General features: G+C 59.0%; 31 protein-coding genes. 20 read left to right on the top strand and 11 right to left on the bottom strand.

Translation table 11 applies throughout. The features are described 5' to 3' along the window. Positions 1–101: 101 nt before the first annotated feature. Together HX815_RS21565 and HX815_RS21560 are read right to left on the bottom strand one after the other, a co-directional pair. Positions 102–872, bottom strand: a complete 771-nt coding sequence (locus tag HX815_RS21565; RefSeq protein ID WP_177021777.1) for an alpha/beta fold hydrolase — start codon at positions 870–872, stop codon at positions 102–104. Between the two features lie 161 nt (positions 873–1,033). Further along, positions 1,034–1,246, bottom strand: a complete 213-nt coding sequence (locus HX815_RS21560) for a phage infection protein (protein ID WP_177028851.1) — start codon at positions 1,244–1,246, stop codon at positions 1,034–1,036. A gap of 243 nt (positions 1,247–1,489) precedes the next feature. Here HX815_RS21560 and HX815_RS21555 point away from each other — a divergent pair, with 243 nt between their 5' ends. After that, entirely contained in the window at positions 1,490–2,164 is a 675-nt protein-coding gene (locus HX815_RS21555) for an HAD-IA family hydrolase (RefSeq protein WP_177028850.1), read from the top strand. 16 nt (positions 2,165–2,180) lie between these two features. Here HX815_RS21555 and HX815_RS21550 read toward each other — a convergent pair whose 3' ends face one another. After that, a complete protein-coding gene (locus HX815_RS21550) occupies positions 2,181–2,495 on the bottom strand; it encodes a hypothetical protein (RefSeq protein WP_003219980.1) in 315 nt (104 codons plus the stop codon). Positions 2,496–2,654: 159 nt separating this feature from the next. After that, positions 2,655–2,915, bottom strand: a complete 261-nt coding sequence (locus HX815_RS21545) for a hypothetical protein (protein ID WP_003219977.1) — start codon at positions 2,913–2,915, stop codon at positions 2,655–2,657. 170 nt (positions 2,916–3,085) lie between these two features. Between HX815_RS21545 and HX815_RS21540 the strand changes: the two genes are divergently transcribed. Then, positions 3,086–3,544 carry a DUF2214 family protein gene (locus tag HX815_RS21540; RefSeq protein WP_008438699.1) on the top strand — a complete coding sequence of 153 codons (459 nt, stop codon included), beginning with the start codon at positions 3,086–3,088 and terminating at the stop codon, positions 3,542–3,544. Positions 3,545–3,664: 120 nt separating this feature from the next. Here HX815_RS21540 and csrA read toward each other — a convergent pair whose 3' ends face one another. Then, entirely contained in the window at positions 3,665–3,859 is a 195-nt protein-coding gene (csrA, locus tag HX815_RS21535; RefSeq protein ID WP_003192511.1) for a carbon storage regulator CsrA, read from the bottom strand. A gap of 263 nt (positions 3,860–4,122) precedes the next feature. Here csrA and HX815_RS21530 point away from each other — a divergent pair, with 263 nt between their 5' ends. After that, positions 4,123–4,500: a hypothetical protein gene (locus HX815_RS21530; protein ID WP_003219972.1), complete on the top strand. Its 378-nt coding sequence runs from the start codon at positions 4,123–4,125 to the stop codon at positions 4,498–4,500. 43 nt (positions 4,501–4,543) lie between these two features. Here HX815_RS21530 and HX815_RS21525 read toward each other — a convergent pair whose 3' ends face one another. From HX815_RS21525 to HX815_RS21515, 3 genes are all read right to left on the bottom strand, one after another. Next, positions 4,544–5,233 (bottom strand): endonuclease, encoded by a 690-nt coding sequence (locus tag HX815_RS21525; protein ID WP_003219970.1) that lies wholly within the window; start codon positions 5,231–5,233, stop codon positions 4,544–4,546. Between the two features lie 4 nt (positions 5,234–5,237). Beyond that, entirely contained in the window at positions 5,238–5,489 is a 252-nt protein-coding gene (locus HX815_RS21520; RefSeq protein WP_023659007.1) for a DUF1654 domain-containing protein, read from the bottom strand. Between the two features lie 229 nt (positions 5,490–5,718). Continuing rightward, entirely contained in the window at positions 5,719–6,807 is a 1,089-nt protein-coding gene (locus tag HX815_RS21515) for an asparaginase (RefSeq protein ID WP_003219965.1), read from the bottom strand. Between the two features lie 566 nt (positions 6,808–7,373). Between HX815_RS21515 and HX815_RS21510 the strand changes: the two genes are divergently transcribed. Genes HX815_RS21510 through HX815_RS21480 form a run of 7 tightly spaced genes read left to right on the top strand, consistent with a single transcriptional unit; the run spans position 7,374 to position 14,342 of the window. Continuing rightward, positions 7,374–8,333 carry a sugar ABC transporter substrate-binding protein gene (locus HX815_RS21510; RefSeq protein WP_003219963.1) on the top strand — a complete coding sequence of 320 codons (960 nt, stop codon included), beginning with the start codon at positions 7,374–7,376 and terminating at the stop codon, positions 8,331–8,333. 58 nt (positions 8,334–8,391) lie between these two features. Then, on the top strand, positions 8,392–9,945 hold the full coding sequence (locus HX815_RS21505; protein WP_008438693.1) for a sugar ABC transporter ATP-binding protein: 1,554 nt from the start codon (positions 8,392–8,394) through the stop codon (positions 9,943–9,945). After that, complete coding sequence (locus tag HX815_RS21500; RefSeq protein WP_003219960.1) at positions 9,942–10,919, top strand: ABC transporter permease; 978 nt, start codon at positions 9,942–9,944, stop codon at positions 10,917–10,919. Before HX815_RS21505 ends, HX815_RS21500 begins: the two co-directional genes overlap by 4 nt. Before the next feature lie 3 nt (positions 10,920–10,922). After that, on the top strand, positions 10,923–11,945 hold the full coding sequence (locus tag HX815_RS21495) for a LacI family DNA-binding transcriptional regulator (RefSeq protein WP_177028849.1): 1,023 nt from the start codon (positions 10,923–10,925) through the stop codon (positions 11,943–11,945). 23 nt (positions 11,946–11,968) lie between these two features. Beyond that, positions 11,969–12,886, top strand: coding sequence for a ribokinase (gene rbsK / locus HX815_RS21490; RefSeq protein ID WP_177028848.1), 918 nt, complete (start codon positions 11,969–11,971; stop codon positions 12,884–12,886). Then, entirely contained in the window at positions 12,883–13,287 is a 405-nt protein-coding gene (gene rbsD / locus HX815_RS21485) for a D-ribose pyranase (protein ID WP_177028847.1), read from the top strand. Before rbsK ends, rbsD begins: the two co-directional genes overlap by 4 nt. Before the next feature lie 26 nt (positions 13,288–13,313). After that, entirely contained in the window at positions 13,314–14,342 is a 1,029-nt protein-coding gene (locus HX815_RS21480; protein WP_003219953.1) for a nucleoside hydrolase, read from the top strand. Positions 14,343–14,375: 33 nt separating this feature from the next. Here the strand turns inward: HX815_RS21480 and HX815_RS21475 are convergent, their stop codons facing one another. Then, complete coding sequence (locus tag HX815_RS21475; RefSeq protein WP_003219951.1) at positions 14,376–14,588, bottom strand: hypothetical protein; 213 nt, start codon at positions 14,586–14,588, stop codon at positions 14,376–14,378. 142 nt (positions 14,589–14,730) lie between these two features. On the opposite strand from HX815_RS21475, the gene HX815_RS21470 reads away from it, so the two are divergent. Both HX815_RS21470 and HX815_RS21465 read left to right on the top strand, forming a co-directional pair. After that, positions 14,731–15,036, top strand: coding sequence for a hypothetical protein (locus HX815_RS21470; RefSeq protein WP_087693964.1), 306 nt, complete (start codon positions 14,731–14,733; stop codon positions 15,034–15,036). A 147-nt stretch (positions 15,037–15,183) separates the two neighbouring features. Next, complete coding sequence (locus HX815_RS21465; protein WP_008438688.1) at positions 15,184–15,504, top strand: I78 family peptidase inhibitor; 321 nt, start codon at positions 15,184–15,186, stop codon at positions 15,502–15,504. A gap of 73 nt (positions 15,505–15,577) precedes the next feature. On the opposite strand, the gene HX815_RS21460 is transcribed toward HX815_RS21465, so the two are convergent. Continuing rightward, positions 15,578–15,790 carry a cold-shock protein gene (locus HX815_RS21460; protein ID WP_003179963.1) on the bottom strand — a complete coding sequence of 71 codons (213 nt, stop codon included), beginning with the start codon at positions 15,788–15,790 and terminating at the stop codon, positions 15,578–15,580. Positions 15,791–16,079: 289 nt separating this feature from the next. Then, positions 16,080–16,394 carry a hypothetical protein gene (locus tag HX815_RS21455; protein WP_080673250.1) on the bottom strand — a complete coding sequence of 105 codons (315 nt, stop codon included), beginning with the start codon at positions 16,392–16,394 and terminating at the stop codon, positions 16,080–16,082. 365 nt (positions 16,395–16,759) lie between these two features. On the opposite strand from HX815_RS21455, the gene thrS reads away from it, so the two are divergent. The 8 genes from thrS (at position 16,760) to HX815_RS21415 (ending at position 24,046) form a co-directional block, all read left to right on the top strand. Further along, entirely contained in the window at positions 16,760–18,682 is a 1,923-nt protein-coding gene (thrS, locus tag HX815_RS21450; protein WP_003219944.1) for a threonine--tRNA ligase, read from the top strand. Beyond that, a complete protein-coding gene (gene infC, locus HX815_RS21445) occupies positions 18,682–19,233 on the top strand; it encodes a translation initiation factor IF-3 (protein WP_169875357.1) in 552 nt (183 codons plus the stop codon). Before thrS ends, infC begins: the two co-directional genes overlap by 1 nt. Before the next feature lie 59 nt (positions 19,234–19,292). Then, positions 19,293–19,487 carry a 50S ribosomal protein L35 gene (gene rpmI, locus HX815_RS21440; RefSeq protein ID WP_002553160.1) on the top strand — a complete coding sequence of 65 codons (195 nt, stop codon included), beginning with the start codon at positions 19,293–19,295 and terminating at the stop codon, positions 19,485–19,487. Between the two features lie 28 nt (positions 19,488–19,515). Continuing rightward, entirely contained in the window at positions 19,516–19,872 is a 357-nt protein-coding gene (gene rplT, locus HX815_RS21435; RefSeq protein WP_003219940.1) for a 50S ribosomal protein L20, read from the top strand. 109 nt (positions 19,873–19,981) lie between these two features. Then, complete coding sequence (gene pheS, locus HX815_RS21430) at positions 19,982–20,998, top strand: phenylalanine--tRNA ligase subunit alpha (protein WP_003219939.1); 1,017 nt, start codon at positions 19,982–19,984, stop codon at positions 20,996–20,998. 26 nt (positions 20,999–21,024) lie between these two features. Further along, the gene (gene pheT / locus HX815_RS21425; protein ID WP_008438687.1) at positions 21,025–23,403 is read left to right on the top strand and encodes a phenylalanine--tRNA ligase subunit beta; all 2,379 of its coding nucleotides are present in this window, start codon (positions 21,025–21,027) and stop codon (positions 23,401–23,403) included. A gap of 3 nt (positions 23,404–23,406) precedes the next feature. Further along, positions 23,407–23,709, top strand: a complete 303-nt coding sequence (gene ihfA / locus HX815_RS21420; RefSeq protein WP_002553164.1) for an integration host factor subunit alpha — start codon at positions 23,407–23,409, stop codon at positions 23,707–23,709. Beyond that, on the top strand, positions 23,690–24,046 hold the full coding sequence (locus HX815_RS21415) for a MerR family transcriptional regulator (protein WP_003219935.1): 357 nt from the start codon (positions 23,690–23,692) through the stop codon (positions 24,044–24,046). The genes ihfA and HX815_RS21415 overlap by 20 nt, the downstream gene beginning before the upstream one ends. Positions 24,047–24,064: the final 18 nt, after the last annotated feature.

Below are 24,064 nucleotides of genomic sequence, written 5' to 3'. Positions count from 1 at the left end.
CTCTTTAAGGGTTGGCTGCCGGTATCCGGCAGTGAGTTCACAGTAACCAGGCGACACAAACAGCCAGCCAACAGGATGATGACAAGATCGTAATGAAGGGCTTAAGGCTGGCGGCCGGACGCTTCGAGGATCAGGTCGGTGATTTCCTTGGCGTGGGAAACCAGGGACAAGTGGCTCGATGGCACCTCGATGGTGGTGGCGTTCATGCGCTTGGCGAGAAAGCGTTCCAGGTCCGGGTTGATGGTCTGGTCATTGCTGGACACCGCATACCAGGACGGCTTGGTGTGCCACGCGGCGTTGACGGTGCGACCGCTGAACAGGGTCTTGGCGATCGGTTGTTGCACGGCGTACAGCTCCATGGCCTTGGCGTGGGGTACGTCGGCGGCAAAGTACTTGAGGAAGGCGTCCTGGTTCAGGGTCAGGTAACCGTCGTGCTCCACCACACCGGCCCGCACGGGTGTGCTTGGGTACTTGGCGGACAGGGCGACGAAGTCTTCGTTGGCGTCCGGAGCGCGGGCGGCGACGTATACCAGGGAGCTGACCTTGGGGTTGACCCCGGCGTCGCTGACCACGGTGCCGGCGTAGGAATGGCCGACCAGCACGGTAGGGCCGTCCTGTTGATCGAGTACGCGATTGGTGGCAGCGACGTCATCCGCCACCGAGGTCAGCGGGTTTTGCACGGCGGTTACATGCAAGCCGGCGGCCTGCAGGCGGTTAATCACTTCGGACCAGCTGGAACCGTCGGCCCAGGAGCCGTGTACCAGCACTACGTTATTGGCTTTCACCGGTGCAATCGGGCCGGCCACGGCGGCGCCGGTCCCCAGCATCAACAGGCTGGCGGCGATCAGGCAGAGTTTGCTTGCAGGTTTCATGGGCGGGCTCGCTTCATTTTCAGTGGGAAGTTGGGTCACCCGCTGTGGGTGACTGACGACTTCACTGTATGAAGTGAGGGTGCGGGCAACACTGACAGCTTGATGACAAGTTTGTAATGCAATGGGCAGCCGGAAGGCTGCCCTGGTTGGACGGTGACCCATCAGACAGTACGGGCTGCTTGCAGGCGTTCAGCGCCGCCTTCCGCCAGGCCGCGTTCGTGCAGGCGATCTGCGCCGCCCTCGGCGAGCAGGTGGGATGGCTGGTCTTTGACCGCGCCAGCGTGGGTGTCGGCCGACGCCATGGATGACAGCCCGAGGCCCGCGATGACAGTCAGGCCGAGTACCAGGGACGAAGTTTTCGAGAGATTGAACATGATGAGGCTCCTACGCGTGAGTCAGCCGGATTGGCTGGTGGTCGTAGTTAATCGCCGGGGTGTATCTGCCATGTGTGCCCAGGCGTGGCGAAATGCGGGTTCGCGTATCCAGGCGGGGTTCCCATACAGTCCGATACAAACCACGGGAAGGTTTACAGCGTTTGGGCCGATCCGTAGATTGCACCAGGCAAGTGGTTCGTCAGCGCCCAAGACCGGGTGACGAAAGCAAGAGGAAGCCGAGCAGTGTCCACCCGCGATTCAGCTGTATTCGCCCACCGTTACCGCGCCTTTCTGTTCGATATGGATGGCACACTCCTGAACTCCATTGCCGCCGCCGAGCGCGTATGGGCCACCTGGGCTGAACGCCATGGGCTGGATGTCGAGGCCTTTCTGAAGACCATCCATGGTGCCCGGGCCATCGATACCATCACCCGCCAGGCGTTGCCCGGTGTGGACGCGCAGGCTGAGGCGCAGTGGATTACCGAGGCTGAACTTGAGGATGTGGAAGGGGTGGTGGCGATTGCGGGCGCGGTGGAATTCCTCAACGCATTGCCCGGCGATCAATGGGCGCTGGTTACGTCTGCCCCCAAGGCACTGGCTCTGCGCCGTATGCAGGCGGCCGGGATCAACCCGCCGGCGGTGCTGGTCACCGCGGAGGATGTCGCCAGCGGCAAGCCGGATCCGGCCTGTTATGTGCTCGGTGCGCAACGGCTGGGAGTACCGGTACAGGACTGCCTGGTGTTTGAGGATGCCAGCGTCGGGATTCGCGCCGGCGAGGCGGCGGGGGCCGATGTGATGGTGGTGACGTCGACCCACCTTGTGCCCATGGTCACCGCGCATCCTTCGATTGACGGGTATGAGCGTCTAGAGGTTCAGCGGGACGAAGCCGGGCTGTTGCAACTACAGAGCCTGGCGTAAAAAAAGGCCGACCCGGTTACCCGGATCGGCCTTCTTCGTAAAGGGGCGGTTCAACGTTGGAGCTGTTTCCAGTCAGCGTCTGCAGGCGGTTGCCCTTGAGCCCCTGGCGGGACAAGACCATTTCCTTGAGGATTTCGCTGGCAAGCCTGGCAATCGCCTCCGGCCCTCGATGGTGTGCGCGGACGATGCCGGTCACCGCAAAGTGATCAGCTTCCGGGCCGCTGAGAATCGCGGAAAGCGTGCCATCGGCATGCAGGGTGCAGACGATTTTGTAGCTCGGCAGGCGCGCTGCCAGTGCTGATTCGATTTCGCTTTTACTCAGTGTGTCCATCAGCGCTACAACCTTTCACCGACCGTGCATGCCCAAGCATAGGTTGTGTCGCGCAGCTGTAAATACCGGCGATCTGATAGCAACTGCGGCGACGGTTTCAACCCGCTTGCGGGATACACCGCGCTGGGGCAACGAGCTTCAAGATGAAACCCAAAGCCGTCAGGATGAGGCTTTGCGGCGATCACTGTGAGGCGCGCGCCGGCACAGTCTGCGATGGACGGCGACCTGAATGGGCTTGAGGCAGAAGAAAAACAAGTACGCGCTCAGGAACAGCGTCAGGTCCAGCCATGAGTAGGCTTTGTCGGAGGAGCCTTCGATTTCGAACTTGAGGCCATACTCCAGCGCCACAAACGCCACGCTGATCAGCGTGACAATCAACCAAGACTTGGATAAGTAAGGCTGTTTAACGGTACGCCTCATCAACGTGCTCCTTGGCGCGCTGCAGACTGTAGGGGATTTGTCACGAGATTCGGCCCTGGAAAACTCCACAAGTTCCCTTTGTTTGCAGGCTGTTTCATGCGTTGAACGCAGCCAGCGACTATTACTGAGAAGTGTTCCTGCCATGTGTCATACAAAAGGGAGTACGCCTTATGTTGGTTCAGTGGTTTCTTGCAGCAGTCCATTTACTGGCATTCGCCATGGCTTTGTCGGCCGTGCTTGCGCGTGGCAAGGCATTGCGCGGTGTATCTGATAGTGACCCATCCACCCTGCGCCGCGTATTGATCGCGGACAACATCTGGGGAATCAGTGCCCTGGTGTTATTGGTAACCGGTGGCCTGCGGGCCTTCGGCGGCTACGAAAAGGGCAGTGATTATTACCTGCACCAGCCGTTGTTTCACGTGAAGATGACGCTGCTTGTATTAATTTTGTTACTGGAGCTCGCGCCGATGATTCGCTTTATCAAATGGCGCATCGCGTTGGCGCGTGGCACGCGCCTCGATTTGCACCAGGCAGGTCTTTTTGCGCGCATCAGCCATGTGCAGGCGTTACTGCTGGTGCTGATGATGATTGCAGCGAGTGGCATGGCACGCGGTGTCGGCCTGGGATGACGCTGGCCTGACGCTGGAACAAGGGAATAGGGCGCGCTGGCCGCGGGAAGCCGCGAGCAGGCTGAAAGAGGTTTTCGCCAGCCGTTACAGTGAACGAAAGGGCTGGCTACTGGAGGCGCTTCAAGGTGTCTGGTTTTTATCCGGAGCCGTCAGGCCCGCCTGGATACGTTGGTAGATCTCCTCGCGATGCACGGCAACGTCCTTTGGAGCATTGATGCCGATTCTTACTTGCTGGCCGCTAACGCCCAGGATGGTGATCGTGATGTCATCACCGATGTTTATGCTTTCACCGACTTTGCGGGTGAGTATCAGCATGGACTTCTCCTTGATTGCTTTGAAGGACACATGTTTCAGACAGGGCAGATGTCGGATGTGTGTAGCTTACTGCGAAGCGCTTCCCTGTGGCTGCCTCTTTTAGGACGCATAGAGGCGGCATTAATTCCCATGCCGCCATCATACAGGTCTGCGATACATCATTCGCATTGTTTAAGCCAACGTTTATGACGGCCAGAATAGACAGTGAATGATAAAGTCGCCTCTTTGATCCTCTAAGGAGCAGGGTAGTGCGTAAAGTAGCGATGGCAATTGCGGTGTTGGCATTGGCCGGTTGCGGTGAAGGTAAAAGTGTCGACGCCCCCAAGGCCAGGCCTGCCGTTGCCGAGGCGCCCGCCCAGGCGCAACCTGCGGTCGGCGCGATCGCCTCTCAAGAGTGGGATGTATGGGTGGGGCCGCCGGATCACAAGCTGCAGGCGATGACTGACCTGACCGCGTGGTTGCTGGAACACGGTTTCAGTTTCTATCTGGCGAAGGAAGACGGTAAGGACCAGGTGCTGCTGGGCCCATTCAGCACCAGGGCCGAGGCCGAGGCGAAACAAGCGCAGTTGACCGAGAAACTGGCCACTGCGAAGAAGAATGACACGGTGTCCGAGGTCATCGAACACAAGGTTGCGCAGTAAAGAGTCGACAAGCGGGAGGCCATGGCGCTCCCGCTTTTTTCGTTCAGCCGCAGGCTTTCAAGTTCACCGGGCCGACAAATTCATTGCCGCGCCCCATCACGCACGCCACGGTTTGATTGCGCTGGCGTTCCCAGGGCTGTACCGGGTAGGTCTTGTTCCAGGCTTCATACAGCTGGCGATCCTGTTTCGACAGGCGCAGGCCATACTGCTTGCTCATATAGAAATACGTTCGGGCGATCATGCCGCGAATGGAAGGGCGGGGCATGACCTTCTTGGCCTTGAAGTCCACCTGGGTCAGGCATGATCCATATTGGCCGCTTTGTACCGGCAGCCAGCCAAAACTGAAATTGTTTCGGTCGCCATTCACCTCGCCGATGCTCGGCACCAGGTTGTGCAGGTCGGCTTCGGCCCGCTTGTAGACCGCGTCCTTGCGGGTGCAGTTCTTGCGCCCGCCATCCTGCCAGCACTGGCGCTGATGGCCGATCTGCCAGGCCGGAACAATGTGTTCCCATTCAATACGTGCCGCCCGGTTGGCGTTTTTGCGCGGGATATAGCCGCAGGCTTTCAGGTCTACCCGGTTGCCGTTGTATTTGCAGCCGCAATAGAACTCCGTGGATTGCGGTTCATACAGTTTCCAGGCGATTTTCTTGGCTTCGCTGAACGTCCTGGGGGCTTGGGCGTGAGCGGTGACAGCAAAAAACACGAACAACACACTGATAAAACGGACACTCATTGACTCAATCTTCCTTCGGCACAACCCAGAAAATCTGCACGCCACCGTCATCGCGATAGGCGAGGGTGACGTTGTCGTTTTCTGCGATTTCCTCCAGTAGTCGTGCCCACTCGTCTTCCGGTTCCTCCGGCAAACGGAAGATCAACGCCGCCTTGTTTTTTTGGGCATTGGTGGAGTTGATGATTTTCTGCACACGAACGGCCAGTCGTTGGTAGGCATCAGGAGGTGTTGGTGCTGCGGAAGAGGGCTTTGCCACGGAGTATTCCTTATTAGGCTGTACGTGCATACAGTATTTAACTGTGGGCAATTTCGCAACTGCTTAAAATTCAAGAAGTTCTTCTGACAGTGGTTTTGCCGATTTGGTGTAGGAACGCTTTGTTTTTCAAAGGTTTTTTGCGCGGGGGATAAAGCGGGGGAAATCAGGCCCGCTCGCGGTACGCCACGAGCGGGATGGCCCAACCGTTGCCGGCCGGGCCCGGGAGCGATCAATATTCCCAGAACATCCGTTGCAGTTCCTTGCTGTCCTGGGTCTTGGTCAGGGCGACCATGGCCAGGATGCGGGCTTTCTGCGGGTTCAGGTCATGGGCAACTACCCAGTCGTATTTGTCGTCTGGTTGTTCGGCGTTACGCAGAACGAAACCACCGGCATTCACGTGGGAAGAGCGAATGATCTGTACGCCTTGCTTGCGCAGTTCCTGCAGGGCAGGCACCACCTTGGACGACACCGAACCATTGCCGGTACCGGCATGGATGATGGCTTTCGCGCCGGCCTGGGCCAGGGCCTTGTAGGCGGTGTCGCTTACGTTGCCATAGGAATAGGCGATTTCGACGTCCGGCAGGCTTTTGATGGTCTTGATGTCGAATTCCGAGTTCATGGTGTGACGCTTGGCTGGCAGGCGGAACCAGTAGGATTTGCCTTCTACCACCATGCCCAGCGGGCCCCATGGGCTCTTGAACGCTTCAGTCTTGATGTTGATCATCTTGCTGACGTCGCGACCCGACTGGATCTCGTCGTTCATGGTCACCAGTACGCCTTTGCCGCGGGCGTCCTTGCTGCCGGCGACGGCAACGGCGTTGTACAGGTTGAGCATGCCATCAGCCGACATGGCGGTGCCTGGGCGCATCGAGCCGACCACGACGATTGGCTTGTCGGTCTTTTCCACCAGGTTGAGGAAGTAGGCAGTCTCCTCCAGGGTGTCGGTACCGTGGGTGATCACGATGCCGTCGACGTCCTTGCTGTCGGCCAGTTCAGCGACACGACGACCCAGTTGCAGGAGGTTTTCGTTGGTGATGCTTTCGGAGGCAATTTGCAATACTTGTTCGCCGCGGACATTGGCGATCTGGCTAAGCTCAGGAACACCGGCGATCAATTGTTCGATGCCGACCTTGGCGGCCTGGTAGGTCGCACTGTTGGCCGCGCTGGCGCCGGCGCCGGCGATGGTGCCGCCGGTGGCAAGGATCACCACGTTGGACAGTTTTTGCTGGGTTTCAGCTTCTTTTGCCTGAGCGGCAACGGGGAACAACAGCAGGAGGGCTAACGCGCCCGGTACGAAAGTTTTCAACGCAGATTTCATTATTCTTCTCTCTAGTTTTGATGAGTGCTGATGCAGGTTCATCTAGAAACACCCGGGCGGTTCTGAACGCCACGAGGTGCTGAGTAAGAGCAGGATTTGTACCAGCGGGATTTTGTTTGGCAATAGAATTTAACCTATTGATTTATATCTATATTTGTTTGATTTGTAAGTAAATGGCTTGGTCTTCTGTCCGGCTTTCCGAACAAAGCGGTGCGCGGGTGTTCGGTTGTCCGAAAAGGATGACGGAAAAGTTTGGTTTTAAACGCAGGAGGCACGCCGCGACCTGTCGTTTCAGAGAACGATCCAGCAACGCGGATGTTTAAAGGGGGTACCGGATAGCTTCGAGGGCAGGGCGTAAAGCGGATTCATCAAAAGGCTGTTTTCTCCCGTTGACAAATCTCGACAAGCTTCTCATAGTTTGACCTAACGCAAACGTTTGCGAGATGTTTCACGGGGTGCTCCTCGAGTGTCGTGAAAGCTCGTATCAGCCGCCCGGGTGGGTTGGCTGCCGAAGCGTTCTTCGGTGCAAGCGTTGCTCACAATAATCATAAGATCGGAGTGAACCCATGAAGCTGCCATTTGCTGGACGTCTTCTTGCTGTCGCTGTGCTTGCTGCCGCATCCGCTGCCCTGCCTCTTTCCTCTGCATTTGCTGCCGAGACCGCCGCCAAACCCAAGGTCGGCCTGGTCATGAAATCCCTCGCCAACGAATTCTTCGTCACCATGCAGGACGGTGCCAAGGAATACCAGAAAGCCCACGCCGCCGACTTCGACATGATCACCAACGGGATCAAGAACGAAACCGATACCAGTGCGCAGATCGATATCGTCAATCAGATGATCCTGTCCAAGGTTGACGCGATCGTCATTGCTCCCGCCGACTCGAAAGCCCTGGTCACCGTGCTGAAAAAGGCCTCCGACAAAGGCATCAAGATCGTCAACATCGACAACCGTCTTGATGTGGATGTACTGAAAAGCAAAAACCTTGATATCCCGTTCGTAGGTCCAGACAACCGCAAGGGCGCGCGCCTGGTCGGTGAAGAACTGGCCAAGCATCTCACCAAGGGTGACCAGGTTGGCATCATCGAAGGTGTGTCCACCACCACCAACGCCCAGCAGCGTACCGCTGGCTTCAAGGACGCGATGGATGCCGCCGGCATGAAGATCGTCTCCACCCAATCCGGTGAGTGGGAAATCGACAAGGGCAACGCGATTGCCGCTGCCATGCTCCAGGCAAACCCGAACATCAAGGCGCTGCTGGCCGGTAACGACAACATGGCACTGGGCGCAGTATCCGCCGTACGTGGCGCCGGCAAGGCTGGCAAGGTGCTGGTCGTAGGCTACGACAACATCGAGGCCATCAAGCCGATGCTGCAGGACGGCCGTGTCCTGGCCACCGCCGACCAGGCTGCTGCCCAGCAAGCCGTTTTCGGTATCCAGAACGCTCTGAAGCTGGTCAAGGGTGAAAAAGTCGATGCCGTGGATGGCATGATCGAAACCCCGGTCGAACTCATCCTCAAGAAGTAATTCCCCGGCAGCACAAAACAGCGTCCGCTCACCCGAGCGGACGCCTGGAGACGTTCCTATGTCATCTTCCGCACCGAACGCTGTCCTCTCGGTCAGCGGTATCGGCAAGACCTATGCCCAACCGGTTCTGTCCGACATCACCCTGACGCTCAATCGTGGGGAAGTGTTGGCGCTTACCGGTGAGAATGGCGCGGGGAAAAGCACCCTGTCGAAAATCATCGGCGGGCTGGTCACCCCGACCGACGGCCAGATGCAGTTCAATGGCCAGGCCTACACGCCAGGTAGCCGGACCCAGGCTGAAGAGCAGGGCATCCGCATGGTCATGCAGGAGCTTAACCTGCTGCCAACCCTGACGGTCGCTGAAAACCTGTTCCTCGATAACCTGCCCAGCCACGGTGGCTGGATCAGCCGCAAGCAACTGCGCAAGGCCGCCATTGAAGCCATGGCCCAGGTCGGCCTGGACGCTATCGACCCGGACACCCTGGTCGGCAGCCTCGGCATCGGCCACCAACAGATGGTCGAGATCGCCCGCAACCTGATTGGCGATTGCCACGTACTGATCCTCGACGAACCCACAGCGATGCTGACCGCCCGTGAAGTCGAGATGCTGTTCGAACAAATCACCCGCCTGCAGGCCCGGGGCGTGGCGATTATCTATATTTCCCACCGGCTCGAAGAACTGGCCCGGGTTGCCCAGCGCATTGCGGTGCTGCGCGACGGCAAGCTGGTGTGTGTCGAGCCGATGGCCAACTACAACAGTGAGCAACTGGTCACGCTGATGGTGGGCCGCGAACTGGGCGAGAAAATCGACCTGGGCCCGCGCACCATCGGCGCGCCGCTGTTGACGGTAAAAGGCCTGACCCGCTCGGACAAGGTCCGCGACGTGTCGTTTGAAGTGCGTGCCGGCGAAATCTACGGCATCTCCGGCCTGATCGGTGCGGGCCGTACGGAGTTGCTGCGCCTGATCTTCGGCGCCGACCTGGCCGACAGCGGCACCGTGGCCCTGGGCACACCGGCGCAAGTCGTCAGCATTCGCTCGCCCGTCGATGCGGTTGGCCATGGCATCGCCCTGATCACCGAAGACCGCAAGGGCGAAGGCTTGCTGCTGACCCAATCCATCGGCGCCAACATCGCCTTGGGCAACATGCCGAAGGTGTCCAGCGGTGGCCTGGTGAACAGTCGTGACGAAACGGCCTTGGCCAAGCGGCAGGTCGACGCCATGCGTATCCGCAGTTCCAGTCCGGCGCAGCTGGTGTCCGAGCTGTCGGGTGGCAACCAGCAGAAGGTGGTGATTGGCCGCTGGCTGGAGCGCGATTGCGCGGTGATGCTGTTCGATGAACCGACCCGAGGCATCGACGTCGGCGCCAAATTCGATATCTATGCGTTGCTCGGCGACCTGACCCGCCAGGGCAAGGCGCTGGTGGTGGTGTCCAGCGACCTGCGTGAGTTGATGCTGATCTGCGACCGCATCGGCGTACTTTCCGCCGGGCGCCTGATCGAGACCTTCGAGCGCGACAGCTGGACCCAGGACGAATTGCTTGCCGCTGCTTTTGCCGGCTATCAGAAACGTGATGCGCTGCTCAACGACGCAGCGCCTAGGAATACCCCATGAAAACCACTTCCTCCCCCGCAAAACGTGGCGGCAACTTCTATGGCCTGGGCACCTACCTGGGCCTGGCCGGCGCCTTGCTGGCGATGATTGCGCTGTTCTCGTTCCTGAGCGACCACTTCCTCTCGTACGACACCTTCAGCACCCTGGCCAACCAGATTCCCGACCTGATGGTGTTGGCAGTCGGCATGACCTTCGTGCTGATCATCGGCGGCATCGATCTGTCGGTAGGCTCCGTGCTGGCCCTGGCCGCATCGGCCGTCAGCGTGGCGATTCTCGGCTGGGGCTGGAGTGTGTTGCCGGCAGCCGTGCTGGGCATGGGCTGCGCCGCGTTGGCCGGGACCATTACCGGTTCGATCACAGTGGCCTGGCGGATCCCGTCGTTCATCGTGTCCCTCGGCGTGCTGGAAATGGCGCGCGGCGTGGCGTACCAGATGACCGGCTCGCGTACCGCATACATCGGTGATTCGTTTGCCTGGCTGTCCAACCCGGTGGCCTTCGGCATTTCACCTTCGTTCATCATCGCGTTGCTGGTGATCATCGCCGCGCAGCTGGTGCTGACCCGTACCGTGTTCGGTCGCTACCTGATCGGCATTGGCACCAACGAAGAGGCCGTGCGCCTGGCGGGTATCAATCCCAAGCCCTACAAGATCCTGGTGTTCAGCCTGATGGGCCTGCTGGCGGGTGTGGCGGCGCTGTTCCAGATTTCGCGCCTGGAAGCGGCCGATCCCAACGCCGGTTCCGGCCTGGAGCTGCAAGTGATCGCTGCGGTAGTGATCGGTGGTACCAGCCTGATGGGCGGGCGTGGCTCGGTCATCAGTACCTTCTTCGGCGTGCTGATCATCTCGGTACTGGCGGCAGGGCTGGCGCAGATTGGCGCCACCGAGCCGACCAAACGTATCATCACCGGTGCCGTGATCGTGATCGCGGTGGTGCTCGATACTTACCGCAGCCAGCGCGCCAGTCGGCGAGCCTGAGCCATGGCAACGATCAAGGATGTGGCCGCGCTGGCGGGGATTTCCTACACCACGGTGTCTCATGTGGTGAACAAGACGCGCCCGGTCAGCGAGCCGGTACGGATCAAGGTCGAGGCGGCCATCAAGCAGCTCGACTATGTGCCCAGTGCGGTCGCGCGCTCGCTGAAGGCCAAGACCACAGCCACCATCGGCCTGTTGGTGCCCAACAGCCTCAACCCGTATTTTGCGGAACTGGCCCGGGGCATCGAGGATTACTGCGAGCGTAACGGCTATTGCGTGATCCTCTGCAACTCCGACGATAATGCCGAAAAGCAGCGCAGCTACCTGAGGGTGCTGCTGGAAAAACGCATCGACGGCTTGATCGTGACCTCGGTGGGCGGCGACGACAGCGGCCTGGCGACAGGCCTCAAGGCGGTGCGCACGCCGATGGTCATCGTCGACCGTGCACTGGACGGGATCGATGTCGACCTGGTGCGCATCGACCATGAACAGGGCGCTTACCTGGCGACCCGGCACTTGCTCGATCTGGGGCATCGCGACATTGCCTGCATTGGTGGCCCGAGTCATACCCGCGTGGCGCAAATGCGGATGGCGGGCTACTACCGCGCCTTGGCCGAGGCGGGGCTCGAAGTGCCGGCCGGCCGTGTGCTGGAAAGTGATTTCACCAGTACCGGTGGTTATGCGGCCGCGGCGCAATTGCTGGCGGAAAATCCCCCCAGCGCGATTTTTGCCGGCAACGACATGATTGGCTTCGGCGTCTTGCGCGCCGCTGCCGAACGTAATATCCGGGTGCCCGGTGAGCTGTCGGTGATCGGGTTTGATGATATCCAGATGAGCCAGTACGTGTACCCGGCGCTGACCACCGTGGGCCAGTCGATCCTGCAGTTGGGAGAGATGGCGGCCGAGCTTTTACTGCGACGAATTGCGACACCCCAATTGCCGATCGATCAGCGCATCGTGACGCCGAGTATTGTCCTGCGCGAGTCGACGGCGCCGTTGGCCGGTGTGTTTGCCCAATACCGCTGAACCGAATTGATGAGTATTGATGTATGCCAGCAAAAGTAGTGGTAATAGGCAGCCTGAACATGGACCTGGTCACCCGGGCCAGCCGGCTGCCCCGCGCCGGTGAAACTCTGATCGGCCAATCGTTCTCCACCGTTCCCGGCGGCAAGGGCGCGAACCAGGCGGTCGCTTCGGCGCGCCTCGGGGCTGAGGTCGCCATGGTCGGCTGCGTGGGTACCGATGCCTATGGCGCGCAATTGCGCGACGCGTTGCTGGTGGAGGGCATTGATTGCCAGGCCGTCAGCACCGTCGACGGTTCCAGCGGCGTGGCGCTGATCGTGGTGGATGACAGCAGCCAGAATGCGATCGTCATCGTTGCCGGCAGCAACGGCGAGCTGACCCCGGCCAGACTGCAGACAGTTGACAGCGTGCTGCAGGCTGCCGACGTGATCGTCTGCCAGCTTGAGACGCCGATGGAGACTGTCGGCCATGCCCTCAAGCGCGGTCGCGAGCTGGGCAAGACGGTGATCCTGAACCCGGCGCCGGCCAGTGGTCCGCTGCCCGAGGATTGGTACGCCGCCATCGACTACCTGATTCCCAATGAAAGCGAAGCCTCGGCCTTGAGCGGCGTGGTGGTCGACTCGCTGGACAGCGCCAAGGCCGCCGCGTCACGCCTGATCAAGGCCGGTGCTGGCAAAGTGATCATTACCCTCGGCTCCGAAGGCGCGTTGTTTGCCGATGGCCAAGGCTTCGAGCACCTGGTCGCGCCCAAGGTCAAGGCGGTCGATACCACGGCTGCCGGTGACACCTTCGTCGGCGGTTTCGCAGCCGCGCTGGCCAACGGCAGGAGCGAGGCCGAGGCCATTCGTTTCGGCCAGGTAGCCGCCGCGCTGTCCGTGACCCGCGCGGGTGCGCAACCCTCTATTCCCACATTGCATGACGTCCAAGGTTTTGTGCCCTCATGAAAAAGACTCCCTTGCTCAATATCGCGCTGTCGCGGGTGATCGCATCCCTTGGCCATGGCGACATTCTGGTGATCGGTGATGCCGGCTTGCCGGTGCCGCCGGGTGTCGAGCTGATCGACCTGGCGCTGACCAAAGGCATTCCGGATTTCGTCAGTACCTTGCGCATCGTCCTCAGCGAGATGCAGGTGGAAAGCCACGTGCTCGCGGAAGAAATCCTGCTCAAGCAACCGCCGGCCCTGGCGGATCTCAATACCCTGGCCGAACAGGCCGCCCTCGGCGAGCGCCGCCTGGTCAGCCATGAAGAGTTCAAGCAGCTCAGCCGCAAGGCGAGGGCGGTGGTGCGCACCGGCGAGTGCCAGCCCTACTGCAATATCGCGCTGGTTTCCGGCGTAACGTTCTAGAATTCCCCAACGACAAGGAGTGCGTCATGCAACGTGGTACCCAAACCCTGCGACACCTGTTCCGGAGTGTGCTGCTTTTGTCCGTGCTAACTGCTGCAAGCGCCCACGCGGCGGAAAAAATCGACCTGATCATCGACACCGATCCCGGTGCCGACGACGTGGTTGCCTTGCTGTTCGCCATGGCTTCGCCCGATGAACTGCAGATCCGCGCGCTGACCACCGTTGCCGGTAACGTGCGCCTCGACAAGACCTCCCGCAACGCACGCCTGGCCCGCGAATGGGCAGGGCGCGAGGACATCCCGGTATATGCCGGTGCACCGAAACCGATGCTGCGCACGCCGATCTACGCTGAAAACATCCATGGCAAGGAAGGTATCTCCGGCGTCACCGTGCATGAGCCGAAAAAAGGCCTGGCCGAAGGCAATGCCGTTGATTACCTGATCAAGACCCTCAGCACCGCCAAGCCCCACAGCATCACCATCGCCATGCTCGGTCCGCAGACCAACCTGGCGCTGGCATTGACCCAGGCGCCGGAGATCACTCAAGGCATCAAGGAAGTGGTGGTGATGGGCGGCGCGCACTTCAACGGCGGCAATATCACGCCGGTGGCCGAGTTCAACCTGTTCGCCGACCCGATCGCGGCCGAGATCGTGCTCAAGAGCGGCGTCAAGCTGACCTACCTGCCGTTGGACGTGACCCACAAGGTCCTGACCAGCGACGCACGCCTGAAGCAAATCGCTGCGCTGAACAACAACGCGAGCAAGGTGGTGGGCGATATTCTCAATGAATACGTCAAGGGCGACATGGAGCACTACGGCATCCCGGGCGGCCCGGTGCATGACGCTACCGTCATTGCCTACCTGCTCAAGCCTGCGCTGTTCAGCGGCCGTGAGGTCAACGTGGTGGTGGACAGCCGTGAAGGCCCGACCTTCGGCCAGACCATCGTCGACTGGTACGATGGCCTGAAACAACCGAAGAACGCGTTCTGGGTTGAAAATGGCGATGCCCAGGGCTTCTTCGATCTGCTGACCGAACGCCTTGGTCGCCTGAAGTAAACAGCCTGCCGGTCGACGTTCGTCGGCCGGGTCTTATTCGCGCTCGGGGTCTGGCGCCCCCATGTGATCGGCCGGGTATTTCTCGAATACCTGGCCGATGAATGCCTGCGCGGCCTGTGTGCCCAGTTCCTTGACCAGCAGGTCGATACCGATGATTGCCAACTCCTCCGGGCTGCCCGGGCTGTAGGAGCTTTGCCCGTGGGGCCACTTGGCTTTGATGTCGGCGTGGATCGTGACGATGGTCATGGGTGTCTCGCGAGGCTGAAAGGCGGTTAGTGCGTTCTGCGTAGGGAGTTAACCATTTTGCGCCGTGTTTGGCACTGCTACTTAGGCATGAGGGGAGGGCTGTGCGACACTGTCCGCCTGTTTAATTGCCAGGACAAACCGCGTGCAGATCGACTTGAACAACACCGAGAACCTGACGCTGGACGCTGTGCGGCAGCTGCTTGCGTCCGCCAGTGACAACGTTCACACCCAATTGCGCGTTACCAAGGCCGGCATTGCCTACATTTCTTCGGGCGTGGTGGGTGGCGTCGATATCGACGGCCTTCTGTTCCGCCTGGAGACCTGGGCGGCGGGTTCGGGATATGTCGGCAACGTCGCAGCCAGCGACGAGGTGTGGGTGATGCAGATTTTCAACGCGCTCAAGCAGAACTGGCCAACCCCGCCGTTTGATTACATCGACATCTACTGAGTGCGTTCATATCTGGTGACGATTGATTCGCCAGCGCCCGGTGTCGACTCAGGCAGACTGGCCCACAGCCAATTGTGACAATTCTGAAACCAATCGGCCAAACTACGGTCGCACGATCTCTGTCCATTTTTTCTCAAAGGAGGCTTCATGCCTTGGAAGCTCGCATCATTCGGTACTTTGTTGGCTGCGCTCGCCTTGTCGGGTTGCAGCACCCCGGGTACCTCTGAGCCAGCCAAAGACACTGCCGTGACCGATGCTGGTCATAGCCGCTGTGAGGCGAAGGCTGCCGAGTTCGCAATCGGCCAGAAAGCTTCGCCACAATTGCTGGAACAGGCCCGTAGCCGCGCCGGAGCGCAGAACGCACGCATTCTCAAGCCAGATGACATGGTTACGCTGGAATACCGCTCCGATCGCCTGAACCTCAATACCGATGACAACCTTGTGATCAATCGGGTCAATTGCGGCTGATTGCTCCAGCGCTTTTCTCCAGGCCATAAAAAACCCCGTCACATGGACGGGGTTTTTTTAGTTCGGCGCAGAATTACTCTGGGCGAACCTGTGCAGCTTGCATACCCTTTTGGCCTTTCTCAGCCACGAAGGAAACGGTTTGGCCTTCTTTCAGGCTTTTGAAACCGTCGCTTTCGATAGCTTTGAAGTGTACGAACAGGTCGTCACCGCCACCTTGAGGAGTGATGAAGCCGAAGCCTTTTTCATCGTTGAACCATTTAACGGTGCCGGTTTGGCGATTAGACATGGTGTATCTCCAAGAAACATATATTTTCAGTAGTGCTGTGCTGCTCAGGCCAACTGGGCACACCGAGCTATCATAGTCGAAATGTTCGGCTTGGGAGCCCCCCCAAGGCATTGTTTGCTAATCAATCGCGTTGTGTTTCATGCCTTGGTTGGCTGAAAGCCCCGATCTACGGGGCTTTCAGGCGAAATATCAGCTGTTAAAAAAAGCCGTAAAAGCTGCGTAATTTGTGAGAAATGGCAGTTTTCATGGCGATTTCTGGTCCTTCAGCCGGTCTGGCAGGGTGTAAAAATTACTTTTTCTTCACGACTTTGCAGGACGAAATAGCCGTCACAGCTTTGGTCTTGAGCGCAGGATCTGCGTTCTGGTTGGTCATGAGTTCCTTGATTTCGGCACTGCTCAATTCGGCATTGATTTTGTCCGCGCCACATTCACAGTGGTCTTTGGCGGTTTTGGCATCAACACTTTGCTGGGCGGCTGCGCTGCAATCCTTGATGAAGCTGTCCCGCGCACCGGCAGGCCAGTTCGACGGGGCTGCGGCGTGCGCACCCAGGGACATGAGGGTCAGGGATGCAGCAAGGGCGAAAGTCGAGGTAAAACGCATAATCAAATGCTCCTGGAGTCGTGGACGAACGGCGATTCTCGGTGTGTTTGAGGGTTGCCGTACAGTTCAAGTTCACTTTTGCCCTTAAAAGCCGGGAATTTTCGTTTCCTGAAGCGGCTTCGGCGCCATGACCGTTCATCTGTGCTAGCATCTTTCGCTTGGCTATTTTCCGGCGCGCCCTATGCCGCCTTGCCAAGGTCTTTTTTTGTTTAACTCCAGTCACTCTGGTTCGATTATCGGTTGGCCGAAAGGCTCCTGCCGCTGTAAGGCAGGCGTTCATCACTGAACGGCCTGGTATTGGATCTTGTACTGGCTCATCCCAACCCACGTGACCTTTGGTAGGGGTCACCACTAGGAGAGGAGGCGCCATGCCAACTATTACTCTTCCCGACGGCAGTCAACGTTCATTCGATCATTCGGTTTCCGTAGCCGAGGTCGCCGCATCCATTGGTGCCGGCCTGGCCAAGGCCACCGTGGCCGGCAAGGTCGACGGCAAGCTGGTCGACGCCAGCGACCTGATCACCGGCGATGCCAGCCTGCAAATCATCACGCCCAAGGATCAAGAGGGGCTGGAGATCATTCGCCACTCTTGCGCGCACCTGATTGGCCATGCGGTCAAGCAGCTGTACCCAACCGCGAAGATGGTCATCGGCCCGGTCATCGACGAAGGCTTCTATTACGACATCGCCTACGAGCGTCCTTTCACCCCGGACGACCTGGCGGCTATCGAGCAGCGCATGCACGCGCTGATCGAAAAAGATTACGACGTCATCAAGAAAGTCACTCCGCGTGCCGAAGTGATCGACGTGTTCACTGCCCGCGGCGAAGACTACAAGCTGCGCCTGGTGGAAGACATGCCGGACGAGCAGGCCATGGGCCTGTATTACCACGAAGAATATGTCGACATGTGCCGTGGCCCGCATGTGCCGAACACACGCTTCCTCAAGTCGTTCAAGCTGACCAAGCTGTCCGGTGCCTACTGGCGCGGTGACGCGAAGAACGAACAACTGCAGCGGATCTACGGCACTGCCTGGGCTGACAAGAAGCAGCTGGCGGCCTACATCCAGCGCATCGAAGAAGCCGAAAAACGCGACCATCGCAAGATCGGCAAGCGCCTGAACCTGTTCCACCTCCAGGAAGAAGCGCCGGGCATGGTGTTCTGGCACCCGAACGGCTGGACCCTGTACCAGGTGCTCGAGCAGTACATGCGCAAGGTTCAGCGCGACAACGGCTACCTGGAGATCAAGACGCCGCAAGTCGTTGACCGCAGCCTGTGGGAGAAATCCGGGCACTGGGCCAACTACGCCGACAACATGTTCACCACCCAGTCGGAAAACCGCGACTACGCCATCAAGCCGATGAACTGCCCGTGCCACGTACAGGTGTTCAACCAGGGCCTGAAGAGCTACCGCGAGTTGCCGATGCGCCTGGCCGAGTTCGGTGCCTGCCACCGTAACGAGCCATCGGGTGCACTGCACGGCATCATGCGCGTGCGCGGCTTCACTCAGGATGACGCCCACATCTTCTGCACCGAAGAGCAGATGCAGGCCGAATCCGCTGCGTTCATCAAGCTGACCATGGACGTGTACCGCGATTTCGGTTTCACCGAAGTCGAGATGAAGCTGTCCACTCGTCCGGAAAAACGCGTCGGTTCCGACGAGCTGTGGGACCGAGCCGAAGCTGCACTGGCCGCAGCGCTGGACAGTGCGGGGCTTGCGTACGACTTGCAGCCGGGCGAGGGCGCGTTCTACGGTCCGAAGATCGAGTTCTCGCTGAAAGATTGCCTTGGTCGCGTCTGGCAGTGTGGTACCCTGCAGCTCGATTTTAACCTGCCGATCCGTCTGGGAGCCGAATACGTCTCCGAAGACAACAGCCGTAAACACCCGGTTATGCTGCACCGGGCGATCCTCGGCTCGTTCGAACGGTTCGTCGGGATCCTGATCGAGCACTACGAGGGTGCATTCCCTGCGTGGCTGGCTCCGACCCAGGCAGTGATCATGAATATCACTGATAAACAGGCAGATTTTGCCGCTGAAGTTGAAAAAACTCTCAATGAAAGCGGATTTCGTGCCAAGTCCGACTTGAGAAATGAAAAGATCGGCTTTAAAATCCGCGAGCATACTTTGCTCAAGGTTCCCTATCTTTTGGTTATCGGAGATCGGGAAGTCGAGATGCAGACTGTCGCTGTGCGTACTCGTGAAGGTGCTGACCTGGGCTCGATGCCCGTCGCCCAGTTCGCTGAGTTCCTCGCGCAAGCGGTTTCCCGGCGTGGTCGCCCAGATTCGGAGTAATTATTATTAAGCGTGAAATGAGACAAGATAAACGAGCTGCACCGAAAGCCCCGATCAACGAGAATATCTCGGCACGCGAGGTTCGGTTAATTGGCGCTGACGGCGAGCAGATTGGCATCGTCTCGATTGATGAAGCGCTTCGTATTGCTGAAGAGTCCAAATTGGACCTGGTGGAAATCTCCGCCGACGCAATCCCACCCGTTTGCCGGGTGATGGACTACGGCAAGTCGATCTTCGAGAAGAAGAAGCAGATTGCCGCGGCGAAGAAGAACCAGAAGCAGATTCAAGTAAAAGAAATCAAGTTTCGTCCAGGGACGGAGGAAGGGGATTACCAGGTAAAACTGCGCAACCTGGTACGTTTCCTGAGTGATGGGGACAGGGCCAAGGTATCCTTGCGATTCCGCGGCCGTGAGATGGCCCACCAGGAGCTGGGGATGGAACTCCTCAAGCGGGTTGAAGCTGACCTGCTCGAGTACGGTTCGGTCGAACAGCATCCTAAGATGGAAGGACGCCAGCTTATTATGGTCATCGCCCCGAAAAAGAAGAAGTAATCAATAGGGCACGGCAGGCCTTCTGATTATGTTTATCAACTGAATGCGGAGTACCGAACATGCCAAAGATGAAAACTAAAAGTGGTGCTGCTAAGCGGTTTCTGAAAACTGCTAACGGTATCAAGCACAAGCACGCTTTCAAGAGCCACATCCTGACTAAAATGTCGACCAAGCGTAAGCGTCAACTGCGCGGTAGCAGCTTGCTGCATCCGTCTGACGTGGCAAAAGTCGAGCGCATGCTGCGCCTTCGTTAATTTTAGTCAAGAATAGAGGAAGTAACTCATGGCTCGTGTAAAGCGTGGCGTCATGGCGCGTAAGCGCCACAAGAAAATTCTGAAACTTGCTAAAGGCTACTACGGCGCGCGTTCACGCGTATTCCGTGTTGCCAAGCAAGCGGTTATCAAGGCTGGCCAATACGCCTACCGTGACCGTCGTCAGAAAAAACGTCAGTTCCGCGCTCTGTGGATCGCTCGTATCAACGCTGGTGCACGTGTTAACGGTCTGTCCTACAGCCGTTTCATCGCTGGCCTGAAAAAAGCGTCCATCGAGATCGACCGTAAGGTTCTGGCTGATCTGGCAGTGAACGAAAAAGCGGCGTTTGCTGCGATTGTCGAGAAAGCTAAAGCCACCTTGGCTTAAGTACCCCCGACAGTCACCCTGGGTCGCTTCCGCGGCCCACGGTGTTAAACGTCTTAAATAGGGGAAGAGCCTTCAAGCTCTTCCCCTATTTTGTATCTGGAGTCTGTACATGGAAAACCTGGATGCGCTGGTCTCTCAAGCACTAGAGGCTGTGCAAAGCGCAGAAGATATCAATGCCCTGGAGCAAATCCGGGTTCACTACCTTGGCAAAAAGGGTGAATTGACTCAGGTGATGAAGACCCTGGGGAATTTGCCGGCTGAAGAGCGTCCGCAAGTCGGTGCGCTGATCAACGTGGCCAAGGAGCGTGTTACAGAGGTTCTCAATGCGCGCAAGGCGTCGCTCGAGGAGGCTGATCTTGCGGCCAAGCTCGCCGCCGAATCCATTGACGTGACCCTGCCTGGCCGTGGCCAGACCTCGGGCGGCCTGCATCCGATTACCCGGACTCTGGAACGTATCGAGCAGTTCTTCACCCACATCGGCTACGGCATTGCCGAAGGCCCTGAGGTCGAAGACGACTATCACAACTTCGAGGCGCTCAACATCCCAGGCCACCACCCGGCCCGGTCGATGCATGACACCTTCTATTTCAACGCGAACATGCTGCTGCGCACCCATACCTCGCCGGTACAGGTCCGCACCATGGAATCGCAGAAGCCGCCGATCCGCATCGTCTGCCCAGGCCGTGTGTATCGCAGCGACTCCGATATCACCCACTCGCCGATGTTCCACCAGGTCGAAGGCCTGCTGGTTGATCGCGACATCAACTTCGCCGACCTCAAAGGCACCATCGAAGAATTCCTGCGGGTGTTCTTCGAGAAGGAGCTGGCGGTACGTTTCCGTCCTTCATTCTTCCCGTTCACCGAGCCATCCGCTGAAGTCGATATGGAATGCGTGATGTGCAGCGGTAAAGGCTGCCGCGTCTGCAAACAGACCGGCTGGCTGGAAGTGATGGGTTGCGGCATGGTTCACCCCAACGTACTGCGCATGTCCGGGATCGACCCGGAAGAATTCTCGGGCTTTGCCTTCGGCATGGGCGTTGAGCGTCTGGCCATGCTGCGTTACGGCGTGAACGACTTGCGTCTGTTCTTCGACAACGACTTGCGGTTCCTCGCGCAATTTCGCTAGTCGTAACGGATCTTTAGGAGAGCAGGATGAAATTCAGTGAACAATGGCTGCGTGGCTGGGTAAGCCCGCAGGTAAGTCGCGACGAGCTGGTTGCTCGTCTGTCGATGGCCGGCCTTGAGGTCGATAGCGTTACGCCGGCCGCCGGTGTTTTCAGTGGTGTGGTTGTGGGTGAGGTGCTGAGCACCGAGCAACACCCGGACGCTGACAAGTTGCGTGTGTGCCAGGTCAGCAACGGCGCGGAAACCTTCCAGGTCGTGTGCGGAGCGCCAAACGTGCGCCCGGGCCTGAAAATCCCGTTCGCCATGATCGGTGCCGAGCTGCCAGGCGACTTCAAGATCAAGAAGGCCAAGCTGCGTGGCGTTGAGTCCAACGGCATGCTGTGCTCCCAGGCGGAACTGCAGGTCGGTGAAGGCAACGATGGCCTGATGGAACTGCCTGCCGATGCGCCAGTGGGCCAGGACATCCGTGTCTATCTGGAACTGGAAGACGCCAGCATCGAGGTCGACCTGACCCCGAACCGTGGCGACTGCCTGTCGCTGGCGGGCCTGGCGCGTGAAGTCGGCGCACTGTACGCCGCGAACGTGACCCGCCCGGTGGTTGCAGCGGTACCTGCCGTGCACGACGAAGTGCGTTCGATCGAAGTGCTCGCCCCCAATGCCTGCCCACGTTACCTGGGTCGCGTGATCCGTAACGTCGACCTGTCCAAGCCAACCCCGCTGTGGATGGTTGAGCGCCTGCGCCGTTCCGAAGTGCGCAGCATCGACGCTGCCGTCGACATCACCAACTACGTGATGCTGGAACTGGGCCAACCGCTGCACGCCTTCGATCTCGCCGAAATCAACGGCGGCATCCGCGTGCGCATGGCCGAAGAAGGCGAGAAGCTGGTACTGCTCGACGGCCAGGAAGTTAGCCTGCGTGCCGACACCCTGGTGATCGCTGACCATTCCCGCGCCCTGGCGATTGCCGGCGTGATGGGGGGTGAGCACAGTGGCGTGTCCGCAACCACTCGCGACATCTTTCTCGAAAGCGCTTTCTTCGATCAGATCGCCATCGCTGGCAAGGCCCGTTCCTATGGCCTGCACACCGACGCCTCGCACCGCTACGAGCGTGGCGTGGACTGGCAGCTGGCCCGTGAAGCCATGGAGCGCGCCACTGGCCTGCTGCTGGAAATCACTGGCGGCGAAGCCGGCCCGATCATCGAAACCGTCAGCGAACAGCACCTGCCGTCGGTTGCACCGATCATCCTGCGCGCCAAGGCCGTTGAGCAAATGCTCGGCCTGGTGATCGAGCCGGTTGAAATCGAGCGCCTGCTGTCGGCACTCGGCCTCGGCATCTCGGCCGGTGAAGCAGGGCAGTGGCACGTAGAAGTGCCAAGCCATCGCTTCGATATCAGCCTGGAAGTCGACCTGATCGAAGAACTGGCCCGCCTGTACGGCTACAACCGCCTGCCGGTTCGTTACCCGCAAGCGCGCCTGGCGCCGCAGCCGAAAGCCGAAGCCCGTGCACACCTGCCGGAACTGCGTCGCCTGCTGGTTGCCCGTGGTTATCAGGAAGCGGTGACCTACAGCTTCATCGATCCAAAGCAATTCGAACTGTTCAACCCGGGTGTCGAGCCGCTGTTGCTGGCTAACCCGATCTCCAACGACATGGCCGCCATGCGCTCGTCGCTGTGGCCGGGTCTGGTGAAGGCGCTGTCCCACAACCTGAACCGTCAGCAAGACCGCGTGCGCATGTTTGAAAGCGGCCTGCGTTTCGTCGGTCAGCTGGATGGCCTGAAGCAAGAGCCGATGCTGGCTGGCGTGGTTTGCGGCAGCCGTCTGCCGGAAGGCTGGGCACAAGGTCGCGACACTGTCGACTTCTTCGACGTCAAGGCCGATGTGGAAGCGGTGCTGGGCTTTGCCGGTGCGCTGGATGCCTTCACTTTCACCCCTGGCAAACACCCGGCGTTGCACCCGGGCCAGACCGCCCGTATCGAACGTGAAGGTCGCCTGGTGGGCTTCGTTGGCGCGATTCACCCCGAACTGTCGAAAACCTTGGGGCTGGACCGTCCAGTCTTCGTTTTTGAGCTAGTCTTGGCTGAAGTGGCCTCGGGCAAAATGCCTAAATTCAGCGAGTTGTCGCGTTTCCCTGAAGTACGACGTGATCTGGCGCTGATTGCCGATCAAGGTGTTGCGGCCAGTGCTGTTCTGGACGTAATCCGTGAAAATGCAGGGGAATGGCTGACAGACCTCAGGCTATTTGACGTCTATCAGGGTAAAGGCATTGATCCGCATAGAAAAAGCCTTGCAGTTGGCTTGACCTGGCAGCATCCATCGCGCACTCTTAATGACGATGAGGTGAATACGACGACGCAAAATATCCTCACCTCGCTCGAACAAAGGTTGAACGCCACGTTAAGGAAGTGACGTATGGGGGCTTTGACGAAAGCTGAGATGGCGGAACGTCTGTATGAAGAGCTGGGCCTGAACAAGCGCGAGGCCAAGGAATTGGTCGAGCTGTTCTTTGAAGAAATCAGGCACGCACTTGAAGACAACGAACAGGTCAAATTGTCCGGTTTCGGCAATTTTGACCTGCGGGACAAACGCCAGCGGCCTGGCCGCAATCCAAAAACGGGAGAAGAAATCCCGATCACGGCTCGCCGTGTGGTCACCTTTCGTCCAGGGCAGAAGTTGAAGGCCCGAGTTGAGGCTTATGCTGGAACCAAGTCATAACGACGAACTGCCCGTCATCCCAGGCAAACGCTACTTCACCATTGGTGAAGTCAGCGAGCTCTGTGCGGTAAAGCCGCACGTGCTGCGCTATTGGGAGCAGGAGTTTCCTCAACTCAACCCCGTCAAACGCACCGGGAACCGTCGGTATTATCAGCGCCAGGATGTGCTGATGATCCGACAGATCCGTGCGTTGCTGTACGACCAGGGGTTCACCATCAGCGGCGCGCGCCAGCGTATGTCCGGTGATGAAGCCAAAGACGACACCACCCAATACAAGCAAATGATCCGCCAGATGATCTCCGAACTCGAAGATGTGCTGGTGGTTTTGAAGAAGTAATTCCGGCTTTTAAAATAC

The organism is Pseudomonas sp. E6002 (genome assembly GCF_013385565.1).
Lineage (GTDB): Bacteria > Pseudomonadota > Gammaproteobacteria > Pseudomonadales > Pseudomonadaceae > Aquipseudomonas.
This window is presented reverse-complemented; position numbering and strand designations above follow the sequence as displayed.